Annotated in this window: 20 protein-coding genes; 11 read left to right on the top strand and 9 right to left on the bottom strand. The window is 63.0% G+C overall.

All coding sequences use genetic code 11. From position 1 onward, the window contains the following. Positions 1–10: 10 nt before the first annotated feature. Positions 11–433: an Rrf2 family transcriptional regulator gene (locus MVC20_RS10555; RefSeq protein ID WP_297541092.1), complete on the top strand. Its 423-nt coding sequence runs from the start codon at positions 11–13 to the stop codon at positions 431–433. 45 nt (positions 434–478) lie between these two features. On the opposite strand, the gene MVC20_RS10550 is transcribed toward MVC20_RS10555, so the two are convergent. After that, entirely contained in the window at positions 479–1,219 is a 741-nt protein-coding gene (locus MVC20_RS10550; protein ID WP_297541090.1) for a class I SAM-dependent methyltransferase, read from the bottom strand. Positions 1,220–1,282: 63 nt separating this feature from the next. Here MVC20_RS10550 and gloB point away from each other — a divergent pair, with 63 nt between their 5' ends. The 3 genes from gloB to MVC20_RS10535 all read left to right on the top strand — a co-directional run bounded on the left by gloB (position 1,283) and on the right by MVC20_RS10535 (position 5,515). Continuing rightward, entirely contained in the window at positions 1,283–2,050 is a 768-nt protein-coding gene (gene gloB / locus MVC20_RS10545) for a hydroxyacylglutathione hydrolase (protein WP_297541088.1), read from the top strand. A 154-nt stretch (positions 2,051–2,204) separates the two neighbouring features. Beyond that, entirely contained in the window at positions 2,205–4,541 is a 2,337-nt protein-coding gene (gene clpA / locus MVC20_RS10540; RefSeq protein ID WP_297541086.1) for an ATP-dependent Clp protease ATP-binding subunit ClpA, read from the top strand. Next, entirely contained in the window at positions 4,538–5,515 is a 978-nt protein-coding gene (locus tag MVC20_RS10535; RefSeq protein ID WP_297541084.1) for a M23 family metallopeptidase, read from the top strand. Before clpA ends, MVC20_RS10535 begins: the two co-directional genes overlap by 4 nt. Positions 5,516–5,521: 6 nt before the next feature. Here MVC20_RS10535 and MVC20_RS10530 read toward each other — a convergent pair whose 3' ends face one another. The 3 genes from MVC20_RS10530 to MVC20_RS10520 all read right to left on the bottom strand — a co-directional run bounded on the left by MVC20_RS10530 (position 5,522) and on the right by MVC20_RS10520 (position 9,103). Then, positions 5,522–7,282 (bottom strand): peptidoglycan -binding protein, encoded by a 1,761-nt coding sequence (locus MVC20_RS10530; RefSeq protein ID WP_297541083.1) that lies wholly within the window; start codon positions 7,280–7,282, stop codon positions 5,522–5,524. 2 nt (positions 7,283–7,284) lie between these two features. Further along, entirely contained in the window at positions 7,285–8,511 is a 1,227-nt protein-coding gene (locus MVC20_RS10525; protein ID WP_297541081.1) for a biopolymer transporter ExbB, read from the bottom strand. 67 nt (positions 8,512–8,578) lie between these two features. Then, complete coding sequence (locus MVC20_RS10520) at positions 8,579–9,103, bottom strand: gamma-glutamylcyclotransferase (protein WP_297541079.1); 525 nt, start codon at positions 9,101–9,103, stop codon at positions 8,579–8,581. 72 nt (positions 9,104–9,175) lie between these two features. Here MVC20_RS10520 and MVC20_RS10515 point away from each other — a divergent pair, with 72 nt between their 5' ends. Beyond that, a complete protein-coding gene (locus tag MVC20_RS10515) occupies positions 9,176–10,177 on the top strand; it encodes a DUF2125 domain-containing protein (protein ID WP_297541077.1) in 1,002 nt (333 codons plus the stop codon). A 2-nt stretch (positions 10,178–10,179) separates the two neighbouring features. On the opposite strand, the gene MVC20_RS10510 is transcribed toward MVC20_RS10515, so the two are convergent. From MVC20_RS10510 to cobU, 3 genes are read right to left on the bottom strand one after another with little or no spacing between them, the layout of a single operon-like run. Continuing rightward, the gene (locus MVC20_RS10510) at positions 10,180–11,058 is read right to left on the bottom strand and encodes a glutathione S-transferase (protein WP_297541075.1); all 879 of its coding nucleotides are present in this window, start codon (positions 11,056–11,058) and stop codon (positions 10,180–10,182) included. Positions 11,059–11,116: 58 nt separating this feature from the next. Next, the gene (locus tag MVC20_RS10505; protein ID WP_297541073.1) at positions 11,117–11,689 is read right to left on the bottom strand and encodes a histidine phosphatase family protein; all 573 of its coding nucleotides are present in this window, start codon (positions 11,687–11,689) and stop codon (positions 11,117–11,119) included. Next, complete coding sequence (gene cobU, locus MVC20_RS10500; RefSeq protein ID WP_297541071.1) at positions 11,686–12,213, bottom strand: bifunctional adenosylcobinamide kinase/adenosylcobinamide-phosphate guanylyltransferase; 528 nt, start codon at positions 12,211–12,213, stop codon at positions 11,686–11,688. The genes MVC20_RS10505 and cobU overlap by 4 nt, the downstream gene beginning before the upstream one ends. 147 nt (positions 12,214–12,360) lie before the next feature. Here cobU and MVC20_RS10495 point away from each other — a divergent pair, with 147 nt between their 5' ends. From MVC20_RS10495 to MVC20_RS10470, 6 genes are all read left to right on the top strand, one after another. Beyond that, entirely contained in the window at positions 12,361–13,194 is an 834-nt protein-coding gene (locus MVC20_RS10495) for an RNA polymerase factor sigma-32 (protein WP_037272983.1), read from the top strand. Next, the gene (locus MVC20_RS10490; protein ID WP_297541069.1) at positions 13,191–13,961 is read left to right on the top strand and encodes a ChaN family lipoprotein; all 771 of its coding nucleotides are present in this window, start codon (positions 13,191–13,193) and stop codon (positions 13,959–13,961) included. The genes MVC20_RS10495 and MVC20_RS10490 overlap by 4 nt, the downstream gene beginning before the upstream one ends. A gap of 67 nt (positions 13,962–14,028) precedes the next feature. Further along, positions 14,029–15,222, top strand: coding sequence for a bifunctional phosphopantothenoylcysteine decarboxylase/phosphopantothenate--cysteine ligase CoaBC (gene coaBC / locus MVC20_RS10485; RefSeq protein ID WP_297541067.1), 1,194 nt, complete (start codon positions 14,029–14,031; stop codon positions 15,220–15,222). 36 nt (positions 15,223–15,258) lie between these two features. Then, positions 15,259–15,714, top strand: a complete 456-nt coding sequence (dut, locus tag MVC20_RS10480; protein WP_297541065.1) for a dUTP diphosphatase — start codon at positions 15,259–15,261, stop codon at positions 15,712–15,714. Beyond that, positions 15,714–16,784, top strand: coding sequence for a molybdopterin-synthase adenylyltransferase MoeB (gene moeB, locus MVC20_RS10475; protein WP_297541063.1), 1,071 nt, complete (start codon positions 15,714–15,716; stop codon positions 16,782–16,784). Before dut ends, moeB begins: the two co-directional genes overlap by 1 nt. After that, the gene (locus tag MVC20_RS10470) at positions 16,762–18,774 is read left to right on the top strand and encodes a M3 family metallopeptidase (RefSeq protein WP_297541061.1); all 2,013 of its coding nucleotides are present in this window, start codon (positions 16,762–16,764) and stop codon (positions 18,772–18,774) included. Before moeB ends, MVC20_RS10470 begins: the two co-directional genes overlap by 23 nt. A 125-nt stretch (positions 18,775–18,899) precedes the next feature. Here the strand turns inward: MVC20_RS10470 and MVC20_RS10465 are convergent, their stop codons facing one another. Together MVC20_RS10465 and kdsA are read right to left on the bottom strand one after the other, a co-directional pair. Further along, a complete protein-coding gene (locus MVC20_RS10465; RefSeq protein WP_297541059.1) occupies positions 18,900–20,396 on the bottom strand; it encodes a phosphomannomutase/phosphoglucomutase in 1,497 nt (498 codons plus the stop codon). A 16-nt stretch (positions 20,397–20,412) separates the two neighbouring features. Beyond that, complete coding sequence (kdsA, locus tag MVC20_RS10460; RefSeq protein WP_297541058.1) at positions 20,413–21,246, bottom strand: 3-deoxy-8-phosphooctulonate synthase; 834 nt, start codon at positions 21,244–21,246, stop codon at positions 20,413–20,415. Position 21,247 lies beyond the last annotated feature (1 nt).

Here is a 21,247-nt window from a genome sequence, read left to right as displayed (position 1 = left end):
CCTAGCGACCATGCGCCTCACCTCCTTTACCGATTTCGGGCTGCGGATGCTCATGCGCATGGCCAGCGCCCCCGACCGCGCCTTTTCCACCGCCGAGTTGGCAGCCGAATTTGACCTCTCGCGCCACCATCTCGCCAAGATCATGCAGCGCCTGTCCCAAGCCGGTCTGATCGAAACTCGGCGCGGCGGCGGCGGCGGTGCGATCCTCGCGCGCTCTCCTACCGAAATCCGTCTTGGCGACATCGTGCGTCACCTCGAATCCGGTCAGGCGCTCGTCGCCTGTTTCGGGTCAGAGGCGGGAGAGTGCTCCCTCGACGGGCGATGCCGACTCAAGGCGCGGCTGAGGGCCGCAGAGCGCGCTTTTCTCGACGACCTAGATCGAAGCACCCTGGCCGACATCGCGCTCGACCGATTGCCTTTGGCTGCAGGGTAAGGGACCTTACAAAATCGACCCCCGGTTTGTAAGCTTTGTAAGGTTTCAGACCGGCTTGGCCTCTGGCTGCGGACGCAGCACCGACAGCGGTTTGCGCACCTTGTCCCGCAGTCCCGGCCCGCTCGGGGCTTGCACCCGTTTGGTGGCCTCGACCATGAGAACCCCGCCCGAGACCACGACCGACAGCTTGGCCCCCATCCGCTCCCACATACCCGCCGTCTTGCGCCAAAAGGGCCGCTCCGAAGGCGGCTGATAGAGAGTCGTGGCGTGGCGCTCCGGCAAAAAGTTGTTTGATTTCAATTGGTTTTCCAATTGAGTTTGACTGTAGGGCCGCCCAAATCCAAACGGCGTGCGATCCGACCGCGACCACAGGCCAGCCCGGTTCGGCACGATGAACAGCACCGATCCTCCCGGCCCCAACACCCGCCAGCACTCCTCCAGCACCGCGCCGGGTTGTTCCGAGGTCTCCAGCCCGTGCACCACCAAGAGCTTGTCGACATGGCCGGTTTCCAGCGGCCAGAACGTCTCTTCACAGAGCACAGAGATGTTCGGCATCCCCTGCGGCCACCCAATAACCCCTTGAGGTGCCGGCATTAATCCGATCACCCGGCGCGCATCGGCCAGATAGGGCCGCAGAAACGGCACCGCGAATCCATAGCCCACCACGGTCTGTCCCTGCGCCTCCGGCCAGAACTCCGCCACCTGCGCGCGCAAGGTTTTCTGCACCGCGCGCCCCAATGTGCTGCGGTAGTAAAAATTTCGCAGGTCTTGAACGTCCAGATGCATTGCAGCCCGGTCAAAGATCAGTCACTCTTGACCGTAACACTAACCGGCAATCGGGAAAATACCATGGTTTTGCAAATCCTTACTGTCCCCTGCCTGGCTGACAACTATGCCTACATCGCGCATGATCCGGCCACGGGGGTGACTGCGGTGATCGACGTGCCAGAGGCCGAGCCGATCCTGCAAGCCCTTGATAATCAAGGATGGGCCGCCTCCTTGGTGCTGCTCACCCACCACCACGCCGACCATGTTCAGGGCCTCGGCGCGCTGCTGGCGCGGCACCCTGCATCGGTGATCGGCGCTGCGGCCGACGCCCACCGCCTGCCCCCGCTCGACCAGTCGGTGACCGAAGGCGACCGGATCGCGATCGGGTCGGAAGAGGGGCACGTCCTCGATGTGTCGGGCCATACGCTCGGCCATATCGCCTTTCATTTCCCCAAGAGCGCCGTGGTCTTTACCGCAGACAGCCTGATGGCCATGGGCTGCGGCCGGGTTTTCGAAGGCACCATGCCACAAATGTTTGAAAGCCTTGCAAAACTTGCCGCGCTCCCACCCGAGACACTGGTTTGTTCCGGCCACGAATATACGCAAAGTAACGCGAATTTCGCACTGACCGTTGACCCCGACAACCCGGCCCTTATATCAAGGATGAAAGAGATCAGCGCCGCCCGCGCCGCAGGTCGGCCCACTGTCCCCTCAACTCTGGCCGAGGAATTGGCCACCAACCCGTTCCTGCGCGCCAGTGACGAAGGTGTGCAGGCGCATTTGGGCATGTCCGGTCGCGCTCCGGTTGATGTCTTCGCTGAAATCCGCACCCGCAAGGACCGTTTCTGAGCAGGGCGTGATGAAAACAACGCTGGTTACACGAAATGTGACCCAGTTTGATGAAATAATCCTTGAAGACTGGCCGCTATCGACCAAACTTTAAGGTTATGAGGCCAAGGTTAGTGGGCAGCCCGCCCCGGCCAAGATCAGAAGGAGCACAACCGTGCCTTCATTCTCGAACACGCTCGAACAGGCAATCCATGCGGCATTGGCGCTCGCCAATGCACGCCAGCACGAATTCGCGACCCTTGAACATCTTCTGCTCGCGCTCGTCGACGAACCCGACGCAGCGCGCGTGATGAAGGCATGTAGCGTAAACACCGAAGAATTGCGCACCACACTGGTCGAATTCATCGACGATGATCTCGCCAATCTGGTGACGGACATCGAAGGATCAGAGGCGGTGCCAACCGCCGCCTTCCAGCGCGTGATCCAGCGCGCGGCGATCCATGTTCAATCGTCGGGACGGACAGAGGTGACGGGTGCCAATGTGCTCGTTGCGATCTTTGCCGAACGCGAGTCGAACGCCGCCTATTTCCTGCAAGAGCAGGATATGACCCGGTATGATGCGGTGAACTTCATCGCTCATGGCGTGGCCAAGGACCCTGCCTATGGCGAATCCCGTCCCATCACGGGTGCCTCCAGCGAGGAAGGCGAAAACGCATCCAAATCCACGGAGAGCGATGCCGTAGAAGCCGGAGATTCCGCACTTGCCAAATACTGCGTCGATCTGAACGAAAAGGCGCGCAAGGGTGATATCGACCCGCTGATCGGTCGCGATGCCGAGGTCGAGCGCTGCATTCAGGTGCTCTGCCGCCGCCGCAAGAACAATCCGCTGCTGGTGGGCGACCCCGGCGTCGGCAAGACGGCCATTGCCGAAGGTCTGGCGCACAAGATCGTGCAGGGGGAAACCCCGCGCGTTCTGTCGCGCACAACGATCTACTCGCTCGACATGGGCGCGCTGCTTGCAGGCACCCGCTATCGCGGCGATTTCGAGGAGCGTCTCAAGGCGGTCGTGACCGAGCTGGAGAAACATCCGGACGCGGTGCTTTTCATCGACGAAATCCATACCGTGATCGGGGCCGGTGCCACCTCTGGGGGGGCAATGGATGCCTCCAACTTGCTCAAGCCCGCGTTGCAGGGCGGCAAGCTGCGCTGCATGGGCTCGACCACCTACAAGGAATTCCGCCAGCATTTCGAGAAGGATCGCGCCCTTGCCCGCCGGTTCCAGAAAATCGACGTGGCTGAGCCGACGGTCGAAGATGCGGTCAAGATCCTCAAGGGGCTCAAACCCTATTTCGAGGATCACCACAGCGTCAAATACACCAACGAGGCGATCCGCTCTGCCGTGGATCTCTCGGCGCGCTACATCAATGATCGCAAGCTCCCGGACAAGGCCATCGACGTGATCGACGAAGCAGGGGCCGCACAGCATCTCTTGGCGGCCTCCAAGCGGCGCAAGAGCATCGGCGTCAAGGAGATCGAAGAGGTCGTGGCGAAAATCGCCCGCATTCCGCCAAAGAACGTGTCCAAGAACGACGCCGAGGTGCTCAAGGATCTCGAGGGCACGCTCAAGCGCGTGGTCTTTGGTCAGGATGCCGCGATCGAGGCACTGAGCTCTGCCATCAAACTGGCCCGCGCGGGCCTGCGGGAACCGGAGAAGCCCATCGGCAACTACCTCTTTGCCGGTCCCACCGGCGTGGGCAAGACCGAGGTGGCCAAACAGTTGGCCGATACCCTTGGCGTGGAACTCCTGCGGTTCGATATGTCCGAATACATGGAGAAACACGCGGTGTCGCGCCTTATCGGGGCACCTCCGGGCTATGTCGGCTTCGATCAGGGCGGTCTGTTGACCGACGGGGTGGATCAGCATCCGCATTGCGTGCTCTTGCTTGACGAGATCGAAAAGGCACATCCCGACGTGTTCAATATCCTCTTGCAGGTGATGGACCACGGCACGCTGACCGATCACAATGGCCGCAGGGTGGATTTCCGCAATGTCGTGCTGATCATGACCTCCAACGCAGGGGCGGCGGAGCAGGCCAAGTCGGCCATCGGCTTTGGCCGCGACCGGCGCGAGGGCGAGGATACAGCCGCCATCGAGCGGACCTTCACGCCCGAGTTCCGTAACCGTCTGGATGCCGTGATCTCGTTCGGCGCGCTTCCGAAATCGGTCATTCTCAAGGTCGTCGAGAAGTTTGTTTTGCAACTCGAGGCGCAGTTGATGGATCGCGATGTGACCATCGAACTGACCCAAGCGGCGGCGGAGTGGCTGGCTGACAAGGGCTATGACGACAAGATGGGCGCGCGCCCGCTGGCCCGTGTCATCCAGGAAAACATCAAGAAGCCGCTGGCCGAAGAATTGCTCTTTGGCAAGCTGCTGAAGGGTGGTGTTGTTACGGTGGGGGTCAAGGACAACAAGATCGACCTTGTCGTCGAGGGCCCCGTCACACGCCGCCTGACCGGCAAGAAAAAGCCGCCCCTGCTCACTGCCGAATGACGGCACGGCTTGGGACGGCACTTGGAATAGTGACTCTGGCGGTGGCAACGCATGCCGCCGCCGATCCCCCCAAGCTGAGCCTCCCGTTGGACTGTGAACTCGGGCGGACCTGCTATATCGAGGATTACGTCGATACCGATCCCGGCCCCGGCCAACGCGACTATACCTGCGGCATCAAGAGCCGGGACGACCATCGCGGCATAGACTTCATGCTTCTGTCCTTCGAAGATATGGAGGCGGGCGTGAATGTGCTGGCTGCCGCACCCGGCATTGTCGCCGCCACGCGGGATGGCATGACCGATACCCCCGTCACCGCTGAAACCCGCGATGACATCCGAGGGCAGGAATGCGGCAACGCGGTCCGCGTCGATCACGGCGATGGCTGGCAAACGCTTTATTGCCACATGAGGCGCGGGTCCATCAGCGTAGGCCAAGGCGATAGCGTCGAGGCGGGCGATGTTCTGGGTCAGGTGGGTCTGAGCGGTCTCACCAATGCTCCGCACGTCCACCTGGGTGTTTTGCGGGATGGCAAGATCGTCGATCCCTTCACACCTGACGCGGGCGACACATGTGGCAGCCCCCTCGATCAGAGCATGTGGCAAACCGCCCTGCCCTATGATCCCGCCGGGCTCTTTACCGCCGGGTTTTCTACTTCCGTGCCCGAGTTTGACGCAGTCCGGTCCGGTGCGGCCCGTGCCAGCGACGCGCGGCCAGATCAGCCGCTCGTCCTCTATGGGCATGTCTTTTACGCTCAGCCGGGCGATCGCCTGACCCTGGCCGCCCAAGGGCCTGAGGGCGAGATTTTTGTCCACGAAATCACGCTCGACGCTCCGCAAGCGCAGCTTTTCCGCGCCTTTGGCCGCAAGGCACCAGAGGGAGGGTGGCCATCGGGCGATTATCGCGGTTATGTGCGCCTCATGCGCGGCGAGACCGTTCTTGCGGTGCGGCACGCCGATATAATTGTCACGCCCTGAGCGGTATTACCGCGTTGTCAGTTTCAACTCGATCCGCCGGTTCTGTGCCCGCGCTTCGGGCGTATCCGCCGGGTTGACCGGCTGAAACTCGCCATAGCCATTGGCCGAAAGCCGGTCCGCCGGAAAGCCAAGAAACTCGGTGAGATACCGCACAACCGACAGCGCGCGCGCCTGGCTGAGCGCCCAGTTGTCGGCAAAGCGAGCGCCCTCGATAACCGGCACGTTATCGGTATGCCCATCGACTTGAAGCACCCAGTTGATACCTTCGGGGATGTCCCCGATCACATTGCGCAGGATGCCCGCCACCTTGGCAATCTCTCCCCGCCCCGCAGGTGACAGTTCCGCCTCGCCGGGAGCAAAGAGCACCTCGGACGAGAATACGAAACGATCCCCCACGATCTGCACCCCCTGTTGCTGACCCAAGACATCGCGCAAGCGGCCAAAGAACTCCGAGCGGTATTTCTCCAGGTTCTCTTTTTCCGCTTCAAGCAGACGCGCGCGCTCTTCCTCTGCGATGCGACGCCGCCGTTCTTCGGCAGCGACACGCGCAAGGGCCGTATTCAACTCATTGCCAAGCGATTGCATCTGCACCTGTGCCTCTGCCTCGCGCGCCTTGGCGTCGTCCAACAACGCCTGAAGCCCGGAAAGTTGCTGCCGGAGCGCCGCAACCTGTTGATTGAGGAGTGCCTGCTGCTTTTGTGCCTCCGTCGCCTGCGCCGCCTCTGCCGCGAGGCGCGATCGCGCCTCTGCCAACAACGCCGCGCGCTGTTCCGCCTCCGTCATCTGTGTCTCGGCCGCCGCTTCGGCCGCACGTTGCGCAGCAAGCGCAGCCACCAGTTGATCCCGCACCGCTTGTGCCTCTTGCGCAGTTTGCGCCGCGGTATCGCGCATCTCGGCCAACTCGCCCTGCAGTCGCGCGATATCGGCCTCTTGCGCTGTGGCATCCTGTTCGGCGTCCAAAAGCGCCTGCGCCAACTGGTTGTTCAGGTCCGAACGCGCCGTTTCCGCCGCCGCGAGAAGCGTCAGCGTTTCTTCGGCGCGCTTGCGTTGCTCTTCCAGAGCCAATGTCATGGCGGTCAGTTCGGCATCCGCCTTTGCCAAACGCGCGCGCAACGCTTCGGCTGCGGCGGCCTCGGCCAGTCGCGCCTGTTCCTCGGCGCTAAGCTGCTGTTCAAGGGCCGCCTGTGCCTCAGCCGCGTCCGCGTTGCGCTGCCGCAGGTCCGCCGCAAGCGCCTCAAGAGCCTCGCGCCGTGCAGCAGCAAGACGCGCGGCCTCGGCCTGTGCGTCGACCTCATCCCGCAGCCCTGCAAGCGCGAGTTGCAACTGCTCTTGCTCGCTTAGCAATTCGGCGCGCGCTGTTTCAAGATCGGCGATGCGTCCCTGCGCACTCTCGCGCTCTGCCAAGAGGCCCGCGACCTGTTCTTCGAAACTGGCAATGCGCCCCTGCGCGATGCGTAGCTCTTCTGCCTGCGCGGCCTCACGGGTTCGGGCGTCGTCCAGCGTCGCAGTCAAGGTGCCGACCCGATCCTCGAGCCCCGCGCTGCGATCCTGTTCGAGTCCGAGTGCCAGCGACAACGCCGCCACTTCGGCCGAGAGAGCGTCAAGTTTGGTGGCCTGCCCGCTGATTTCCTCGCGCAGCACGAACTGCACCATCATGAAGATCGTGAGAACGAACATCAGCACCAGCAGAAGGCCGGTCATCGCATCGACAAAGCCCGGCCAGATCGAGGCCTGAAACCGCGCGCCGTTGCGCCGCGAGAGGGCCATGTTCAGCCCTCCTCAGCCTGATCCGAATCTGGGCGCGGCACGATCGGGCGCACGGGGCGCGGCGTTGGCGAAGGGCGCGCCTGCCCCAGAACCCGGGTCAGGGCCGCCAGATCGGTGCGCAATTCGGTCATGGTTTCTTGCCGACCTGCACTGATTTCCTCGAGAATCCGCAGCATCTGCACGTCGATCGAGCGCAGGCGCATCCGGCTTTCGGCATCAATCCCCTCGTGGGGCGTGGCGTCGCGCGCCTCCAGCGAGGCGATCAACCGCTCTTGTCCTTCCGCCAAGCGCAAGAGCGCAAGTTGCACGGGGTTCTGATCGCTCATCCTATGTGTCAGCCGCTCGATGGAATCCGCCAGAACCCCAAGTTTCTGGTCGACCATCGCGCGGCTCATGTCCGACTGGCTGAGCATGGATTGGAGCGCGTCCATCTGTTCGGCCATGTGATCGAGCAGATGCGTTACCGCGCCCCCTTCGCCACCATCCGCGTCACCGCTTGCAAATCCGACCCGCGTGATCGTGGACATCCATTCCTCTAGCTCGCGATAGAAACGATTTTGCCCATGCCCCGCAAAAAGCTCGAGCAGCCCCACCACCAACGATCCGGCCAGCCCCAGAAGCGACGAGGAAAAGGCCACACCCATGCCACCCAATTGCGCTTCAAGCCCGCTCATCAGACGATTGAAAACGGCAATGCCCTCTTCGCCCTCTTGCGGCGCAAGGCTGCGGATCGTGTCCACGACCGCGGGCACCGTCGTGGCAAGGCCGTAAAACGTACCCAACAGCCCGAGAAAGATCAAAAGGCTCACGATGTAGCGGGTTATCTCACGCGCCTCGTCGATCCGCTGCGCAACCGAGTCGAGGATCGAGCGCGCCGAGGTTGACGCAATCTGCATCCGCTTGCCACGCGAGCGCAGCAATGTGGCCAGAGGCGCCAGCATCGAGGGCGGTTGCGTCATCTCGTGGCCGGGCAGTTGTGCAGCAAACCCGTCGATCCAGCGGGCCGATCCGATCAGTTGCAGCACCTGCCAGAATGTCGCAATCACCCCGAGGACGAAAACAAAGAAAATGAACCCGTTGAGCCAGAGATTGGCCTCGAACACAGGCAGCACGCGAGGGAGCGCCACAAAGGCACCGAGCGCGGTTAGCCCGATGACCACCAGCATCAAAAAGATCTGGCGGTAGGGATATGAAAACTGCGGCTCGACCTCACGGTCCGGCTGGTCCATCTGGACGCTCCCGACACTTGGATTTCTTGCGCCAACCCTACGCGGCTTGGACGCCCAAGCCAAGGATTTATCCACAGATATGGCGCACCCGCCGCACCAGCCAATCCAGCTCCTTGTCGTGGATGCCCAACTGTCGCAGGTGGTCGGCCGTGTTGTAGAGATATTCAGTGTTTGGCCCACGCCCGCCCACGGCACGGGCAATGATGACCGCCTGTTCCTCCAGATCCAGACCACCGCAATATTGCACGTGATCGGGGTCAATCACATAGGTCACGGCCTCGACACGGCGCCCGTCAGCCAGATCAATCTCCAGCATCCGCTCCAGATAGGCCGAGGAAATAAGCTCGCGTTCGCGCAGATAGGCCAGCACGTCTTCGGCCTGTGCGGGGTCGGCCCGTAGCGCCACCCCCTGGCAGAGCGCACCGGGACTGGCATCCAGCGCCAGGACCAGACCGGGAACCTCATCCGTCCCGCGATGGTGGATACTGCGCATGCAAAAGCTGCGGTGATAGTCGGGTAGTCGGGCAATCACCCGTTCGACCGCGTCAAAGCCCGGATTCCAAACCAGCGACCCGTAGCCGAATACCCACATTGCCTTTGCCCCTGTTCCTCGCGCACCGCCCCCTATAAACAGCTCTCAAGAGGCATGAAAGGGGCGCGCACCATGAGATTTCTGCTTGTCGCAATCTTGATCGCCGCATCAGGCTGGTCTGGCTACTGGTTCGTCGGGCAAAACGGGTTGAGCCGCGCGTTTGAGACTTGGTTCGAGGCGCGGCGCGCCGAAGGCTGGGTGGCCGAGACTTCTGATATCACGGTGCAGGGCTTTCCCAACCGCTTTGACACCGGATTTTCCGACATCGCGTTGGCCGATCCTGCGACAGGTCTTGCTTGGGAGGCAGAGTTTTTTCAGATCCTCGCCCTCAGCTATCAGCCGAACCACGTCATCGCCGTCTGGCCGGATCAGCAGTTGATTGCCACGCCACAAGAGAAATTCCGCATCGAGAGCCGCGACATGCGTGCCAGCCTGCGCATCGCCCCCGATACGCGGCTGGCCCCGGAACGCGCCACTCTGACCGCGGAATTCCTGCAAGTCACGCCCGAGGCCCGACCGGACGAGCCAACTGCCCTGACCAGCCTGACGCTGGCCGCTGAGAGGCAGGTCGAAGCCGAGTATCGTCTGGGCCTCTCCGCCGAAGGGCTGACACTTGCCGCACCCTGGCAGGCGCGGCTCGATCCGCAAGGTCGCCTGCCCCGGCAGATTTCCGGGCTGCACGCCGATTTGACCGTGCGTTTCGACCGCATCTGGGACCGCAGCGCCGTCGAAGACGCCCGGCCACAACCGACCGAGATCAAGGTAAAGCTTGCCGATGCGAAATGGGGGCAACTGCATCTTCAGGCTGCGGGCGCGGTCAAGGTCACGCCCGAAGGCTGGCCCGAGGGCGACATCACGCTCAAAGCGCGCAACTGGCGCGACATCCTGCAAATCGCAGCTCAGACCGGGGCGGTGCCTGAGAGCATGCTGGGAACGCTGGAGAACGGTCTCTCCCTCATGGCGCAGATGTCAGGCAATCCCGAAACGCTGGATGTGCCGCTGACATTTCGCAACGGGCGTATCCTGCTGGGGCTAATCCCGATCGGCCCGGCACCGATACTGCGGCTGAGATAGGTTCAGGCCCCGTCGCGCAGGGCAACAAAGGCCGGCCATGCATCGGGATCGGCCACTGTCTTGTCGCGGCAGAACGGGTTGCAAAAGCCAAAAATCCGCCCCTCGCTCTCCATCAGGTCGGTCACGGGATCGTCGGAATAGGGACAGGCCGCGTTCTCCGGCGTGCCCGCACTCACCGCGCGTGCGGGGCGCGGCACCGGGCCGGGCCAAGGTGCGGTGGCGTAGGGCTTGGCATAGCGGGCAAGCGTCGCCCCACGCACCAGCCCCATGGCGCGCCAACGACGGAACGCAGAATCGTTCAGATGGGCCGCGACATAGGCACGTGCGGCCTCGGACACCGGCAGGCCATACCCCGCAATCCGTGCAGCCACCGGAGCAAAGAACGCATCCGCAGCACTGTAATCCCCGCAGAGCCATGGGCCATTCGGCGTGCAGGTGGCGCGGGCGTGCTGCCACAGGGTCTCGATCCGGGCGAGATCATTCAGCACCGCCTGCGCAGGCGTAACACCGGCATAGGCCGTGCGCAGGTTCATCGGACAATCGCCGCGCAGAGCCCCAAAGCCCGAATGCATTTCCGCTGCAAGTGTGCGCGCCGTTGCGCGGGCTCGTGGATCGGTGGGCCATATCCCCGCCTCGGGATGCCGGCTGGCCAATTCCTCGGCCATGGCAAGGCTGTCTGACACCGCAACCCCTTCGGGCGTAACCAGCACCGGCACGGTGCGCGCCGGAGCCAAATCTGCCAATTGCTGCGCCACGCTCGCCTCGGCGTCGAAATCGAGCAGGCGCACGCGATAAGGAAGTCCAAATCGCGCGAGCAAGAGCCATCCGCGCAGGGACCAGGAGGAATAGGCGTAATCGCCAAGGATGAGATCATAGGTCATGGGACGATGCTATCGCTGGCTCAGCCGCGCGGCTAGCGCGTTTTTGTGCACCCCTGCATCACGGATGGTGATTTATCGCACGTGCCTGCCAACCCGCCCCGACCCAATGCAACTCGGTCACCGAGAGATTGTCGATCCGATGCGCGAACGCCTCATAGGCCGTGACCCCGAGCGCCGCCTGCACCTGTGTCAGGATCGCACCCATATGCGCCACCGCGACAATATCGCGCCCGGGATGAGCGGCGCGCAGTCGCTCTGCCGCGCGCGAGACGCGGGCGGACACCTCATGCCAGCTTTCACCGCCGGGTGCGCAGATATCGCCCGGCTGCTCCCAAAAGGCGCGCAGCAGGGGCTGATCGGGTACGCTGTCAAAGGCCTGCAATTCCCATGCGCCGAAATGGATTTCGCGCAGGTCTGGATCATCGGCGAGACGGTCCCGCCCCCCCGCAATGGCATCAGCCGTGGCACGCGCGCGGCTGAGGTCGGAGGAAATCACCAAGGCATCCGCGGGCAGATACGATGCCACCCGCGCCAACCGTGCCACATCGCTCAGGTCCGCCGGAATATCCGACCAGCCCACCATGGATTTGGCATGCGTCGGCCCGTGGCGAACCCAGAAAAATCGGCTCACGGCAGCGTGCCCTTCAGAACTTGGGGTAACCCTGCGATGACATTCACCACCAGATCCGCGCGGGCCGCCAACGCCTGATTGATCCGGCCCTGCGCGTCCCGAAACCGGCGGGCGAGCGCGTTGTCGGGCACCACCGAAAGCCCCACCTCGTTCGAGACCATCACCACGGGTGCAGCGCATTCATCAAGCGCGGCGATCAGCGCCGCTTGCGCCCGGTCGAGGTCATTCTCGGCCAACAGGTGATTGCTGAGCCACATCGTGATACAATCGAGCAACACGACTTCATCCGCCCCCGCCTGTTCCAACGCCGGGGCCAGATCGAGTGGTGCCTCAATAGTGCGCCAGTCTGGTCCGCGCATGACGCGATGGCGCTCCAGCTTGGCGCGCATCTCGTCGTCAAAGGCCTGCGCCGTCGCCAGATAGACCCGCGTGCGTTCGGTGCCGGTAACAAGCGCCTCGGCAAACCCTGATTTGCCCGAAGCAGCGCCCCCCAGAACAAGGCTCAGTCGTGGAAGATTGGACACGCGCCCTCCTTTTTTGATCCGGTCACGCCCGCGCTGCGTAGCACTTTGCGACAAGAGGAAAAAGGGCGCAACGAAGTCACGCCGCCGATAGGGGGAAATGAGATGCCACTCGACGCACCGCAGCAAAGGTCCATGTCCCGCACCGCCATGAAGGCCGAGATGCTGGATGCCGAAACCGAACTCGCGCTTGCCTACGCCTGGCGAGATCAACGCGATGAAGAGGCGCTGCATCGCTTGATCAACGCATATATGCGGCTTGCGATCTCGATGGCATCAAAATTCCGCCGCTATGGCGCGCCGATGAACGACCTCATTCAAGAGGCCGGGCTTGGCTTGATGAAAGCAGCGGACAAGTTCGACCCCGACCGTGGCGTGCGCTTTTCGACCTATGCCGTGTGGTGGATCAAGGCCAGCATTCAGGACTATGTGATGCGCAATTGGTCGATGGTGCGCACAGGGTCTACCTCCTCGCAAAAGTCCTTGTTTTTCAACATGCGCCGCGTGCAGGCCCGGCTGGAGCGCGAGGCGCTTGCGAATGGCGAGCAGCTAGACGGCTATCAGCTGCGTGAGATGATCGCGCATGAGGTGGGGGTGCCCCTGCGCGACGTCGAGATGATGGAGGGGCGTCTGTCGGGCTCTGATTTCTCGCTCAATGCGACGCAATCCTCCGAGGATGAGGGACGCCAGTGGATCGATACGCTCGAGGACGATGGCGCGCGCGGTGACGAGATCGTGGAACGCGATCATGATATGCACGCGCTGCGCACATGGCTGGCAGATGCCTTGTTGCGCCTCAATGATCGCGAGCGGTTCATCGTGCGCGAACGCAAGCTGCGGGATGATCCGCGCACGCTGGAGAGCCTTGGCGAGGAGCTGAACCTCAGCAAGGAACGCGTTCGCCAGCTTGAGGCGGCGGCCTTCCAGAAAATGCGCAAGCATCTTGAAAAGCACGGTGGCGAGGTGCAAAACCTGCTCGCATGACGCTGCGCGCCCTTGCCCTTTCGATCAGCTCTGTCTTGGCCGCGCCTGCATACGCGCAGGACGTGGTGATACTGGGCGAGGTGCATGACAATCCCGTGCATCATGCCGAACAGGCGGCGCGCGTCGCTCAAACAAGGCCAAAGGCAATCGTATTCGAAATGCTGACCGCTGAGCAGGCCGCGCGCGTCACCCCGCAGGTGCGGGGGGATGAAGCCGAACTTGAGGCAGCGTTAGGGTGGGCCGAGAGTGGCTGGCCAGATTTTTCAATGTATTATCCGATCTTCGCCGCAGCCCCTGAGGCCGAAATCTATGGCGCGCAGGTGCCTCGTGACACAGCGCGCGCGGTGATTGCCGACGGGCCAGCCGCCTCGTTCGGGGAAGAGGCTGTGCGCTACGGGCTCGACCGCGATCTTCCGCCGCATGAGCAGACAGCCCGTGAAACGCTCCAGAAAGAAGCGCATTGCAACGCCCTGCCCGCCGAGATGCTGCCCGGCATGGTCGCCATCCAGCGTCTGCGCGACGCCGTATTGGCCCGTGCGACCATAGAGGCGCTCGAGGCAACCGGCGGGCCAGTGGCGGTGATCACCGGCAACGGCCACGCCCGCCGCGACTGGGGCGTGCCCGCCTACCTGACTATGGTCGCGCCGGATCTCGACATCTGGGTTCTGGGCCAGACCGAGGACGGCCGCCCGCTCGACGGCGGGTTTGACTTGGTCACAAGCGCCCCTGCGGTCGAGCGCCCCGATCCCTGCGCGGCGTTCAAGTGATCCGTCGCACCCTTGCGCGGCCCCGGCCCCGGCCCTAGTGTCAGGGCGCAAGTCACAAGGAGCGGCCATGCTCAGCGCGAAACGCATTCTTCTGATCATCGGCGGCGGCATCGCGGCCTACAAGACGCTCGATCTCATCCGGCGTTTGCGCGAACGCGGCGCGTCGGTAACGCCGGTGCTGACCCGCGCCGGGGCGGAATTCGTGACCCCGCTCGCGGTCTCGGCCCTGGCAGGGCACAGGGTGTTCTCGGACCTCTTCGACCTCACCGACGAGGCAGAGATGGGCCATATCCAACTCAGCCGCTCTGCCGATCTGATCGTGGTGGCCCCGGCCACCGCCGACCTCATGGCCAAGATGGCGACGGGCCGGGCAGACGATCTTGCATCAACGGTTCTCTTGGCCACGGACACACCCGTGCTGATCGCGCCTGCGATGAATGTGCGGATGTGGCAGCACGCCGCCACGCAGCGCAATATCGCCACGCTCAAGGGGGATGGCATCACCTTTGCCGGCCCGAATGCCGGCGACATGGCCTGTGGTGAGCATGGTCCCGGGCGCATGGCCGAGGTGCCGGAGATTCTGGACGCAATTGAACATGCGCTTGGCGATGGCCCGCTGAAGGGGCAGCGCGTGCTCGTAACCTCTGGCCCCACGCATGAACCCATTGACCCGGTGCGCTATATCGCCAACCGGTCGTCTGGGGCGCAGGGCACGGAGATTGCCCGTGCGCTTGCTGCCCTCGGGGCGCATGTGGTCTTTGTCACCGGCCCCGCCACCGTGCCGCCACCCGATGGGGTGACAGTGATCCGTGTCGAGACCGCCCGAGAAATGCTGGACGCCGTCGAAGCCACCCTGCCGGTGGATGCAGCAATCTGCGCTGCCGCTGTCGCGGATTGGCGCGTTTCCAGTGCGAGTGACCACAAGATCAAGAAGACCAAGGGTGGCCTCCCGGTGCTGGCGTTCGCCGAGAACCCCGACATACTTGCAACGCTCAGCCAGAAAACCACGGGCAGGCCAAGGCTGGTCGTGGGCTTTGCTGCAGAAACCGATGACGTGATTACGAATGCCACCGCCAAGCGCGCGCGGAAAGGCTGTGACTGGATTGTCGCCAATGATGTAAGCCCAGCCACCGGCATCATGGGCGGGACGGAGAATGCTGTCACGCTGATCACCGCAGATGGGGCAGAAGCCTGGCCGCGTATGGGCAAGGATCAGGTAGCCGTGCAACTGGCGGCCAGGATCGCGACGGCTCTGAGCTGAAATTATGCTTGCTTTCAACAGGATGGAGAGGGGCGTATGCTGACCGTCGCATTTCAATGGGAGGACGGGGCAGACCGCGACCTCGGCCTGCCCGCCTATGAAACCACCGGCGCGGCCGGGGCAGACCTGCGCGCGAATTTCCCGGATCGCGCTTCGGTCATGCTGGCACCAGGGGCACGGGCGCTGGTACCCACAGGGCTGCGGTTGGCGGTGCCGGCGGGATACGAGGTGCAGGTGCGCCCGCGCTCTGGCCTTGCGCTCAAGCATGGGATCACACTTCTCAATAGCCCCGGCACCATCGACAGCGATTATCGCGGACCCGTGGGCGTAATCGTGATGAACGCCGGGACGGAAACCTTTGAAATCACGCATGGAATGCGGATTGCGCAGATGGTGGTGGCCCCTGTGGCGCAGGCGCGGTTCACACTGGCCGAAACGCTGGACGAGACCGCACGCGGTGCGGGTGGGTTCGGCTCGACGGGGATCGGCTGATGTTGCTGGTGGGGGTCATGGCGGCAGTGCTCTGGGGCATTGGCGCGGCATTGGGCACGCCCCGGCGACTGCGGTGGGGAATGATCGTCGGGCTATGGGCTGCGGTGGTGCTGACGCATCTGGTGCTTCCGGAGGGCCATCCGCTCCGCATGGCAACGGGCGAGAGCCCCGCGCTCTGGCTGATGATCGGCGGCGCGGCGGTGATCGTGCTGATCTACCGCGCCGGATTGCGCCACCTGCGGGCGCGCTCCGTTCGGGCAGAACCGGCGATTGATACGCACAAACCCTTGTTTTCAGAGACAGAACTCGGGCGGTACGCGCGTCATATCGTGCTCCGGGAAATTGGCGGGCCGGGGCAAAAGGCGCTCAAGCAGGCCCGCGTTCTGGTTATCGGCGCGGGTGGTCTTGGCTCGCCAGCGTTGCTCTATCTGGCGGCGGCGGGTGTGGGCACCATAGGGATCATCGACGATGACATGGTGGATAACTCCAACCTGCAGCGGCAGGTGATCCACCGCGATGCGGATATCGGCCTGCCCAAGGTGCAATCGGCGATGGCAGCGATGCAGGCGCAGAATCCGCATGTCGTGGTGCGCCCCTATCAACGCCGCCTGACGCCCGAAATCGCGAGTGACCTCTTTGCCGATTATGATCTGATCCTTGACGGCACCGACAATTTCGAGACGCGCTATCTGGCCAATGCGACCGCAGCAGCACAGGGCAAGCCGCTGATTTCAGGAGCTTTATCGCAATGGGAAGGACAATTGAGCGTGTTCGACCCGGCCCGTGGCACCCCCTGCTATCAATGCATCTTTCCAGAGGCACCCGCCCCCGGTCTGGCGCCATCCTGCTCCGAAGCGGGGGTCTTGGGGCCCTTGCCCGGCGTGGTCGGTGCCATGATGGCCGCCGAGGCGGTGAAACTGATTACGGGAGCGGGGCAGCCCCTGCGCGGAGAGATGTTGATCTATGACGCGCTCTATGGCGAAAGCCGCAAGATAGGGCTAAGCCGCCGCGCAGATTGCCCCATATGTGGGGGAAAAGGAGAGAGTGATGACCAACATGTTGCTGGCTGAGTGGACAACGCCATTCGCCCTTGCCCCCTTTGACGCCATTTCGGACGCGGATTTCACACCTGCGTTCGAGGCAGCCCTTGCCCAAGCGCGCGCCGAAGTGGCGGCAATTGCGGATAATTCGGAGCCGCCCAGCTTTGCCAACACGATCGAGGCCCTGGAGGCCTCGGGCAAAGGGTTGGATCAGGTGCTGTCGGTTTTCTACACGCTTGCGGGTGCGGACAGCAATCCAAAGCGGCAGGAACTGCAGCGCGACTTCGCGCCTAAACTCGCGGCTTATTCTTCGGAACTCTATGGAAACAAAGCGCTTTTTTCGAGGATCGAAGCCCTGTGGGCAGCGCGCGACACGCTTGGCCTGACGCCGGAAGAGGCGCGGCTCCTGATGCTGACGCATCGAGGATTCCGCCGCTCTGGCGCGGCCCTGACAGGCGCAGAAGAGGCGCGGATGCGCGCAATCATGGCACGCCTGGCGGAATTGGGGACGGCATTCACCCAGAACCTGCTGGCGGATGAGGCCGGGTGGCATATGGAATTGGCCGAGGCTGATTTGGCGGGATTGCCTGATTTTCTGGTCGATGCCGCCCGCGCGGCGGGGCGCGAGAAAGGATTGGAGCGGCCGGTTATCACGCTGTCACGGTCGTTGATCGTGCCGTTCCTGCAATTTTCACCCCGTCGTGATCTGAGAAAAAAGGCATATGAATCATGGGTTTCGCGTGGGGCCATGGGGGGTGAGACCGACAATCGCGAGGTGGCCGCCGAAATATTGCGCCTGCGGGCAGAGCGAGCGGCGTTGCTCGGATACGAGAGCTTTGCGGCTTACAAGCTGGAAACCGAGATGGCCAAGACACCCGAAGCGGTGCGCGACCTGTTGATGGCAGTATGGGAACCGGCCAAGGCGCAGGCGGAGCGGGATGCCGCACGCCTGACAGAAATGATGCAAGCCGATGGAATCAATGGAGAATTGGAACCATGGGACTGGCGCTACTATGCCGAGAAACGGCGGCAGGCAGAGCATGATCTGGATGAGACCGCCCTCAAGCCTTACCTGTCGCTCGAGAGCATGATCGCGGCGGCGTTTGGCTGTGCCAATCGGCTGTTCGGGTTGGAGTTTCACCCGCTTGATCTGCCCCTCTACCACCCCGATTGCCGGGCCTGGGAAGTGACGCGGAACGGTGAGCATGTCGCTGTTTTCATTGGGGATTATTTTGCGCGCGGGTCCAAGCGGTCGGGTGCCTGGTGCTCGGCGATGCGCGGTCAGGCCAAGCGGCCAAAGCTGCAGGGGCCGGTGGTGATCAACGTCTGCAACTTTGCCAAGGGCGATCCGGCGCTGCTGAGTTATGACGATGCGCGCACGCTCTTCCACGAGTTCGGCCATGCCCTGCACCAGATGCTGTCAGACGTGAATTATGAAAGTATTTCAGGGACTTCCGTGGCGCGTGACTTTGTCGAGCTGCCCTCACAGCTCTATGAACACTGGCTGGAAGTGCCCGAAGTGCTGGAACGCTATGCGACCCATGTCGAGACGGGCGAAGCCATGCCACGGGAATTGCTGGATAAATTGCTAAGAGCCGCGAATTTCGATCAGGGATTTCAGACGGTCGAATATGTCGCCTCTGCCCTTGTAGATCTGGCGTTCCACGAGGGTGAAGCCCCTCGCGACATCATGGCCAAGCAGTTGGAAATATTGGATAATCTTGGCATGTCGAAGGCCATTACCATGCGTCATGCGAGCCCGCATTTCGCGCATGTCTTTTCCGGGGATGGGTATTCCAGCGGGTATTACAGCTATATGTGGTCCGAGGTGATGGATGCCGATGCCTTTGCCAGTTTCGAGGAGGCTGGCGGGGCATTTGACGTGGAGCGGGCCAAGGCCCTGGAAACGCACATTCTTTCGCGCGGAGGATCAGAGGATGCGGAGACGCTCTATCTGAAGTTCCGGGGGCAGATGCCGGGGGTTGCGGCGTTGCTCAAGGGGCGCGGATTGGCCGCGTGACGGGACAAAGTGGACCTCGCGTCCACGCATTGCGTACACGACAGGGGTGGTAGGGGGCACTGCCCCCGTCCCGGATTTCATCCGGGCCTCCCCCGAGGTATTTTCAGGCCAGATGAAGCCCGGTGTCAGATCGTCTGATCGTAGTCGCCAACGCTTGGTTCGGTGCGGATGACGGCATCGAGATCCGCGAAGATGGCGCGCATTTCCGCGTCGCTGTCGCTGCTCTCGCAGACCACCACGAGGTTCGGGGTGTTGGAGGAGGCGCGCACGAGGCCCCAAGACCCGTTGTCGAGAATGACGCGCGCCCCATTGACGGTCACGACCTCTTTGATCGCGCGCCCGGCGAGGGGTTCGCCTGCGGCATGACGCGCGACAAGGCGCGCAACGATGCGATCCAGCACGGCGTATTTCTCGGTATCGGCGCAATAGGGCGACATGGTGGGGGTCGAATAGGTCACGGGCAGCGCGCGGCGCAGGTCGGACATCGACATATCGGGGTTGCGGTCCATCAGTTTGCAGATCTCGACCGCGACGCGCATGCCGCAGTCGTAGCCGCGCCCGATGGGTTCGGCGAGGAAGTAATGCCCCGATTTCTCGAAGCCCGCGAGCGCGCCCAGTTCCTTGACCCGGCGCTTCATGTGGCTATGGCCGGTTTTCCAGTAATCGGCGGTCACACCGTTCTTGATCAGGTCGGGGTCCGAGGCGAAGAGGCCGGTGGATTTCACATCCGCAACGAAGGTGGCGTTGGGATAGATCTTGGACAGGTCGCGCGCCATGATGACACCGACCTTGTCGGCAAAGATTTCCTCGCCCTCGTCATCCACGACGCCGCAGCGGTCGCCGTCGCCGTCAAAGCCGAGCGCGAAATCGGCCCCCGTCGCGCGCACGGTTTCGGCCATGTCATGCAGCATTTCCATGGCTTCGGGATTGGGATTGTAATGCGGAAAGGTGTAGTCGAGCGTGTTATGCGAGGGGATCACCTCGACACCCAAGCGTTCGAAAAGCTCGGGCGCAAAGGCCGAGGCGGTGCCGTTGCCGGTGGCGCAGACGACGCGGAGTTTGCGGGTCATGCGGAAATCGCCGACGAGATCGTCGAGATAGGCCTCGCGCACGCCGGGGACGAATTCATAGGCACCGCCGGGGCGGGGCAGACCGCGCCCCTCGAGCACGATGTCGCGGAGTTCGGCCATCTCGTCGGGGCCGTGGGTGAGCGGGCGATCAAAGCCCATCTTGACCCCGGTCCAGCCATTCGGGTTGTGCGAGGCCGTGACCATGGCGACGGCGGGCACATCGAGATGGAATTGCGCGAAATAGGCCATCGGGCTGAGGGCGGGGCCAATATCCTTGACCGTGATCCCCGCCTGCATGAGACCGAGGATCAGGGCGTTCTTGATCGAGAGCGAATAGTCGCGATAGTCATTCCCGACCGCAATCACAGGTGCGATGCCGCGCGCGTGCATCTGGGTGCCGAGACCGAGACCGAGAGCGGTGATGCCGGGCAGGTTGATCTGATCGGGGTATTTCCAGCGGGCGTCATATTCACGAAAGCCGGTGGGGGCGATCATGGCATCGCGCAGGAATTCCCAGGTGTTGGGAGTGACGGTCGGCAAGGGTTTGGTCATGAAACTCTTTCTTCGGTCAAATGGACAGAGGATGCGCCTTGGCCAGACGGTCGAATTGCATCAGCGTGTCGATGAGCGCCGACATCTGCGCGAGCGGGATCATGTTGGGCCCGTCGGAGGGGGCGTTGTCAGGGTCTTCATGGGTTTCGATGAAGACGGAGGCGACGCCCAAGGCAACCGCCGCGCGGGCCATCACAGGGGCGAATTCGCGCTGTCCACCGCTGCTGCCACCACGCCCGCCGGGTTGTTGCACCGAATGGGTGGCGTCCATCACCACCGGATAGCCGGTCGCAGCCATCTGCGGCAGGCTGCGCATATCGGCGACGAGGGTGTTGTAGCCAAAGGAGGTGCCGCGTTCGGTCAGCAGGATGCGGGTGTTGCCGGTGCTTTCGATCTTGGAGATGACATTGGGCATGTCCCACGGGGCAAGAAACTGACCCTTTTTCACATTGATCACCGCACCGGTTTCACCGGCCGCGATCAGCAGATCGGTCTGGCGGCAGAGAAAGGCGGGGATTTGCAGCACATCGACCACCTCGGCCACGGGCGCACATTGCTCGGCGGTGTGGATGTCGGTGAGCACGGGCAAGCCAAGGGTATCCTTGACCGATTGCAGCACCTTGAGCCCCTCGTCGATGCCCAGACCGCGCTTGCCCGAGAGCGAGGTGCGGTTGGCCTTGTCAAAGCTGCCCTTGAAGATCAGCCCCGCGCCATGGGCGGCGCAGGCCTCTTGCAGCGTGCCCGCGATCATCTGGGCGTGGTCGGCGGATTCGAGCTGGCAAGGGCCGGCGATGAGGGTCAGAGGGCGATCATTGCCGATCTCCCGCCCGTTGAGGTCGATATGTTTCATA

The sequence above is a fragment of the Roseovarius sp. genome (assembly GCF_027019125.1).
Taxonomy (GTDB): domain Bacteria; phylum Pseudomonadota; class Alphaproteobacteria; order Rhodobacterales; family Rhodobacteraceae; genus Roseovarius.
The sequence above is the reverse complement of the archived record's forward strand: the minus strand, read 5'-3'. Positions and strand labels throughout refer to the sequence as shown.

Coding starts and splice junctions, on each gene's coding strand:
- MVC20_RS10555 (WP_297541092.1), top strand. CDS start 11: ATGCGCCTCACCTCCTTTACCGATTTCGGGCTGCGGATGCTCATGCGC.
- MVC20_RS10550 (WP_297541090.1), bottom strand. CDS start 1,219: ATGCATCTGGACGTTCAAGACCTGCGAAATTTTTACTACCGCAGCACA.
- gloB (WP_297541088.1), top strand. CDS start 1,283: ATGGTTTTGCAAATCCTTACTGTCCCCTGCCTGGCTGACAACTATGCC.
- MVC20_RS10535 (WP_297541084.1), top strand. CDS start 4,538: ATGACGGCACGGCTTGGGACGGCACTTGGAATAGTGACTCTGGCGGTG.
- MVC20_RS10530 (WP_297541083.1), bottom strand. CDS start 7,282: ATGGCCCTCTCGCGGCGCAACGGCGCGCGGTTTCAGGCCTCGATCTGG.
- MVC20_RS10525 (WP_297541081.1), bottom strand. CDS start 8,511: ATGGACCAGCCGGACCGTGAGGTCGAGCCGCAGTTTTCATATCCCTAC.
- MVC20_RS10520 (WP_297541079.1), bottom strand. CDS start 9,103: ATGTGGGTATTCGGCTACGGGTCGCTGGTTTGGAATCCGGGCTTTGAC.
- MVC20_RS10515 (WP_297541077.1), top strand. CDS start 9,176: ATGAGATTTCTGCTTGTCGCAATCTTGATCGCCGCATCAGGCTGGTCT.
- MVC20_RS10510 (WP_297541075.1), bottom strand. CDS start 11,058: ATGACCTATGATCTCATCCTTGGCGATTACGCCTATTCCTCCTGGTCC.
- MVC20_RS10495 (WP_037272983.1), top strand. CDS start 12,361: ATGAAGGCCGAGATGCTGGATGCCGAAACCGAACTCGCGCTTGCCTAC.
- MVC20_RS10490 (WP_297541069.1), top strand. CDS start 13,191: ATGACGCTGCGCGCCCTTGCCCTTTCGATCAGCTCTGTCTTGGCCGCG.
- coaBC (WP_297541067.1), top strand. CDS start 14,029: ATGCTCAGCGCGAAACGCATTCTTCTGATCATCGGCGGCGGCATCGCG.
- dut (WP_297541065.1), top strand. CDS start 15,259: ATGCTGACCGTCGCATTTCAATGGGAGGACGGGGCAGACCGCGACCTC.
- moeB (WP_297541063.1), top strand. CDS start 15,714: ATGTTGCTGGTGGGGGTCATGGCGGCAGTGCTCTGGGGCATTGGCGCG.
- MVC20_RS10470 (WP_297541061.1), top strand. CDS start 16,762: ATGACCAACATGTTGCTGGCTGAGTGGACAACGCCATTCGCCCTTGCC.
- MVC20_RS10465 (WP_297541059.1), bottom strand. CDS start 20,396: ATGACCAAACCCTTGCCGACCGTCACTCCCAACACCTGGGAATTCCTG.
- kdsA (WP_297541058.1), bottom strand. CDS start 21,246: ATGAAACATATCGACCTCAACGGGCGGGAGATCGGCAATGATCGCCCT.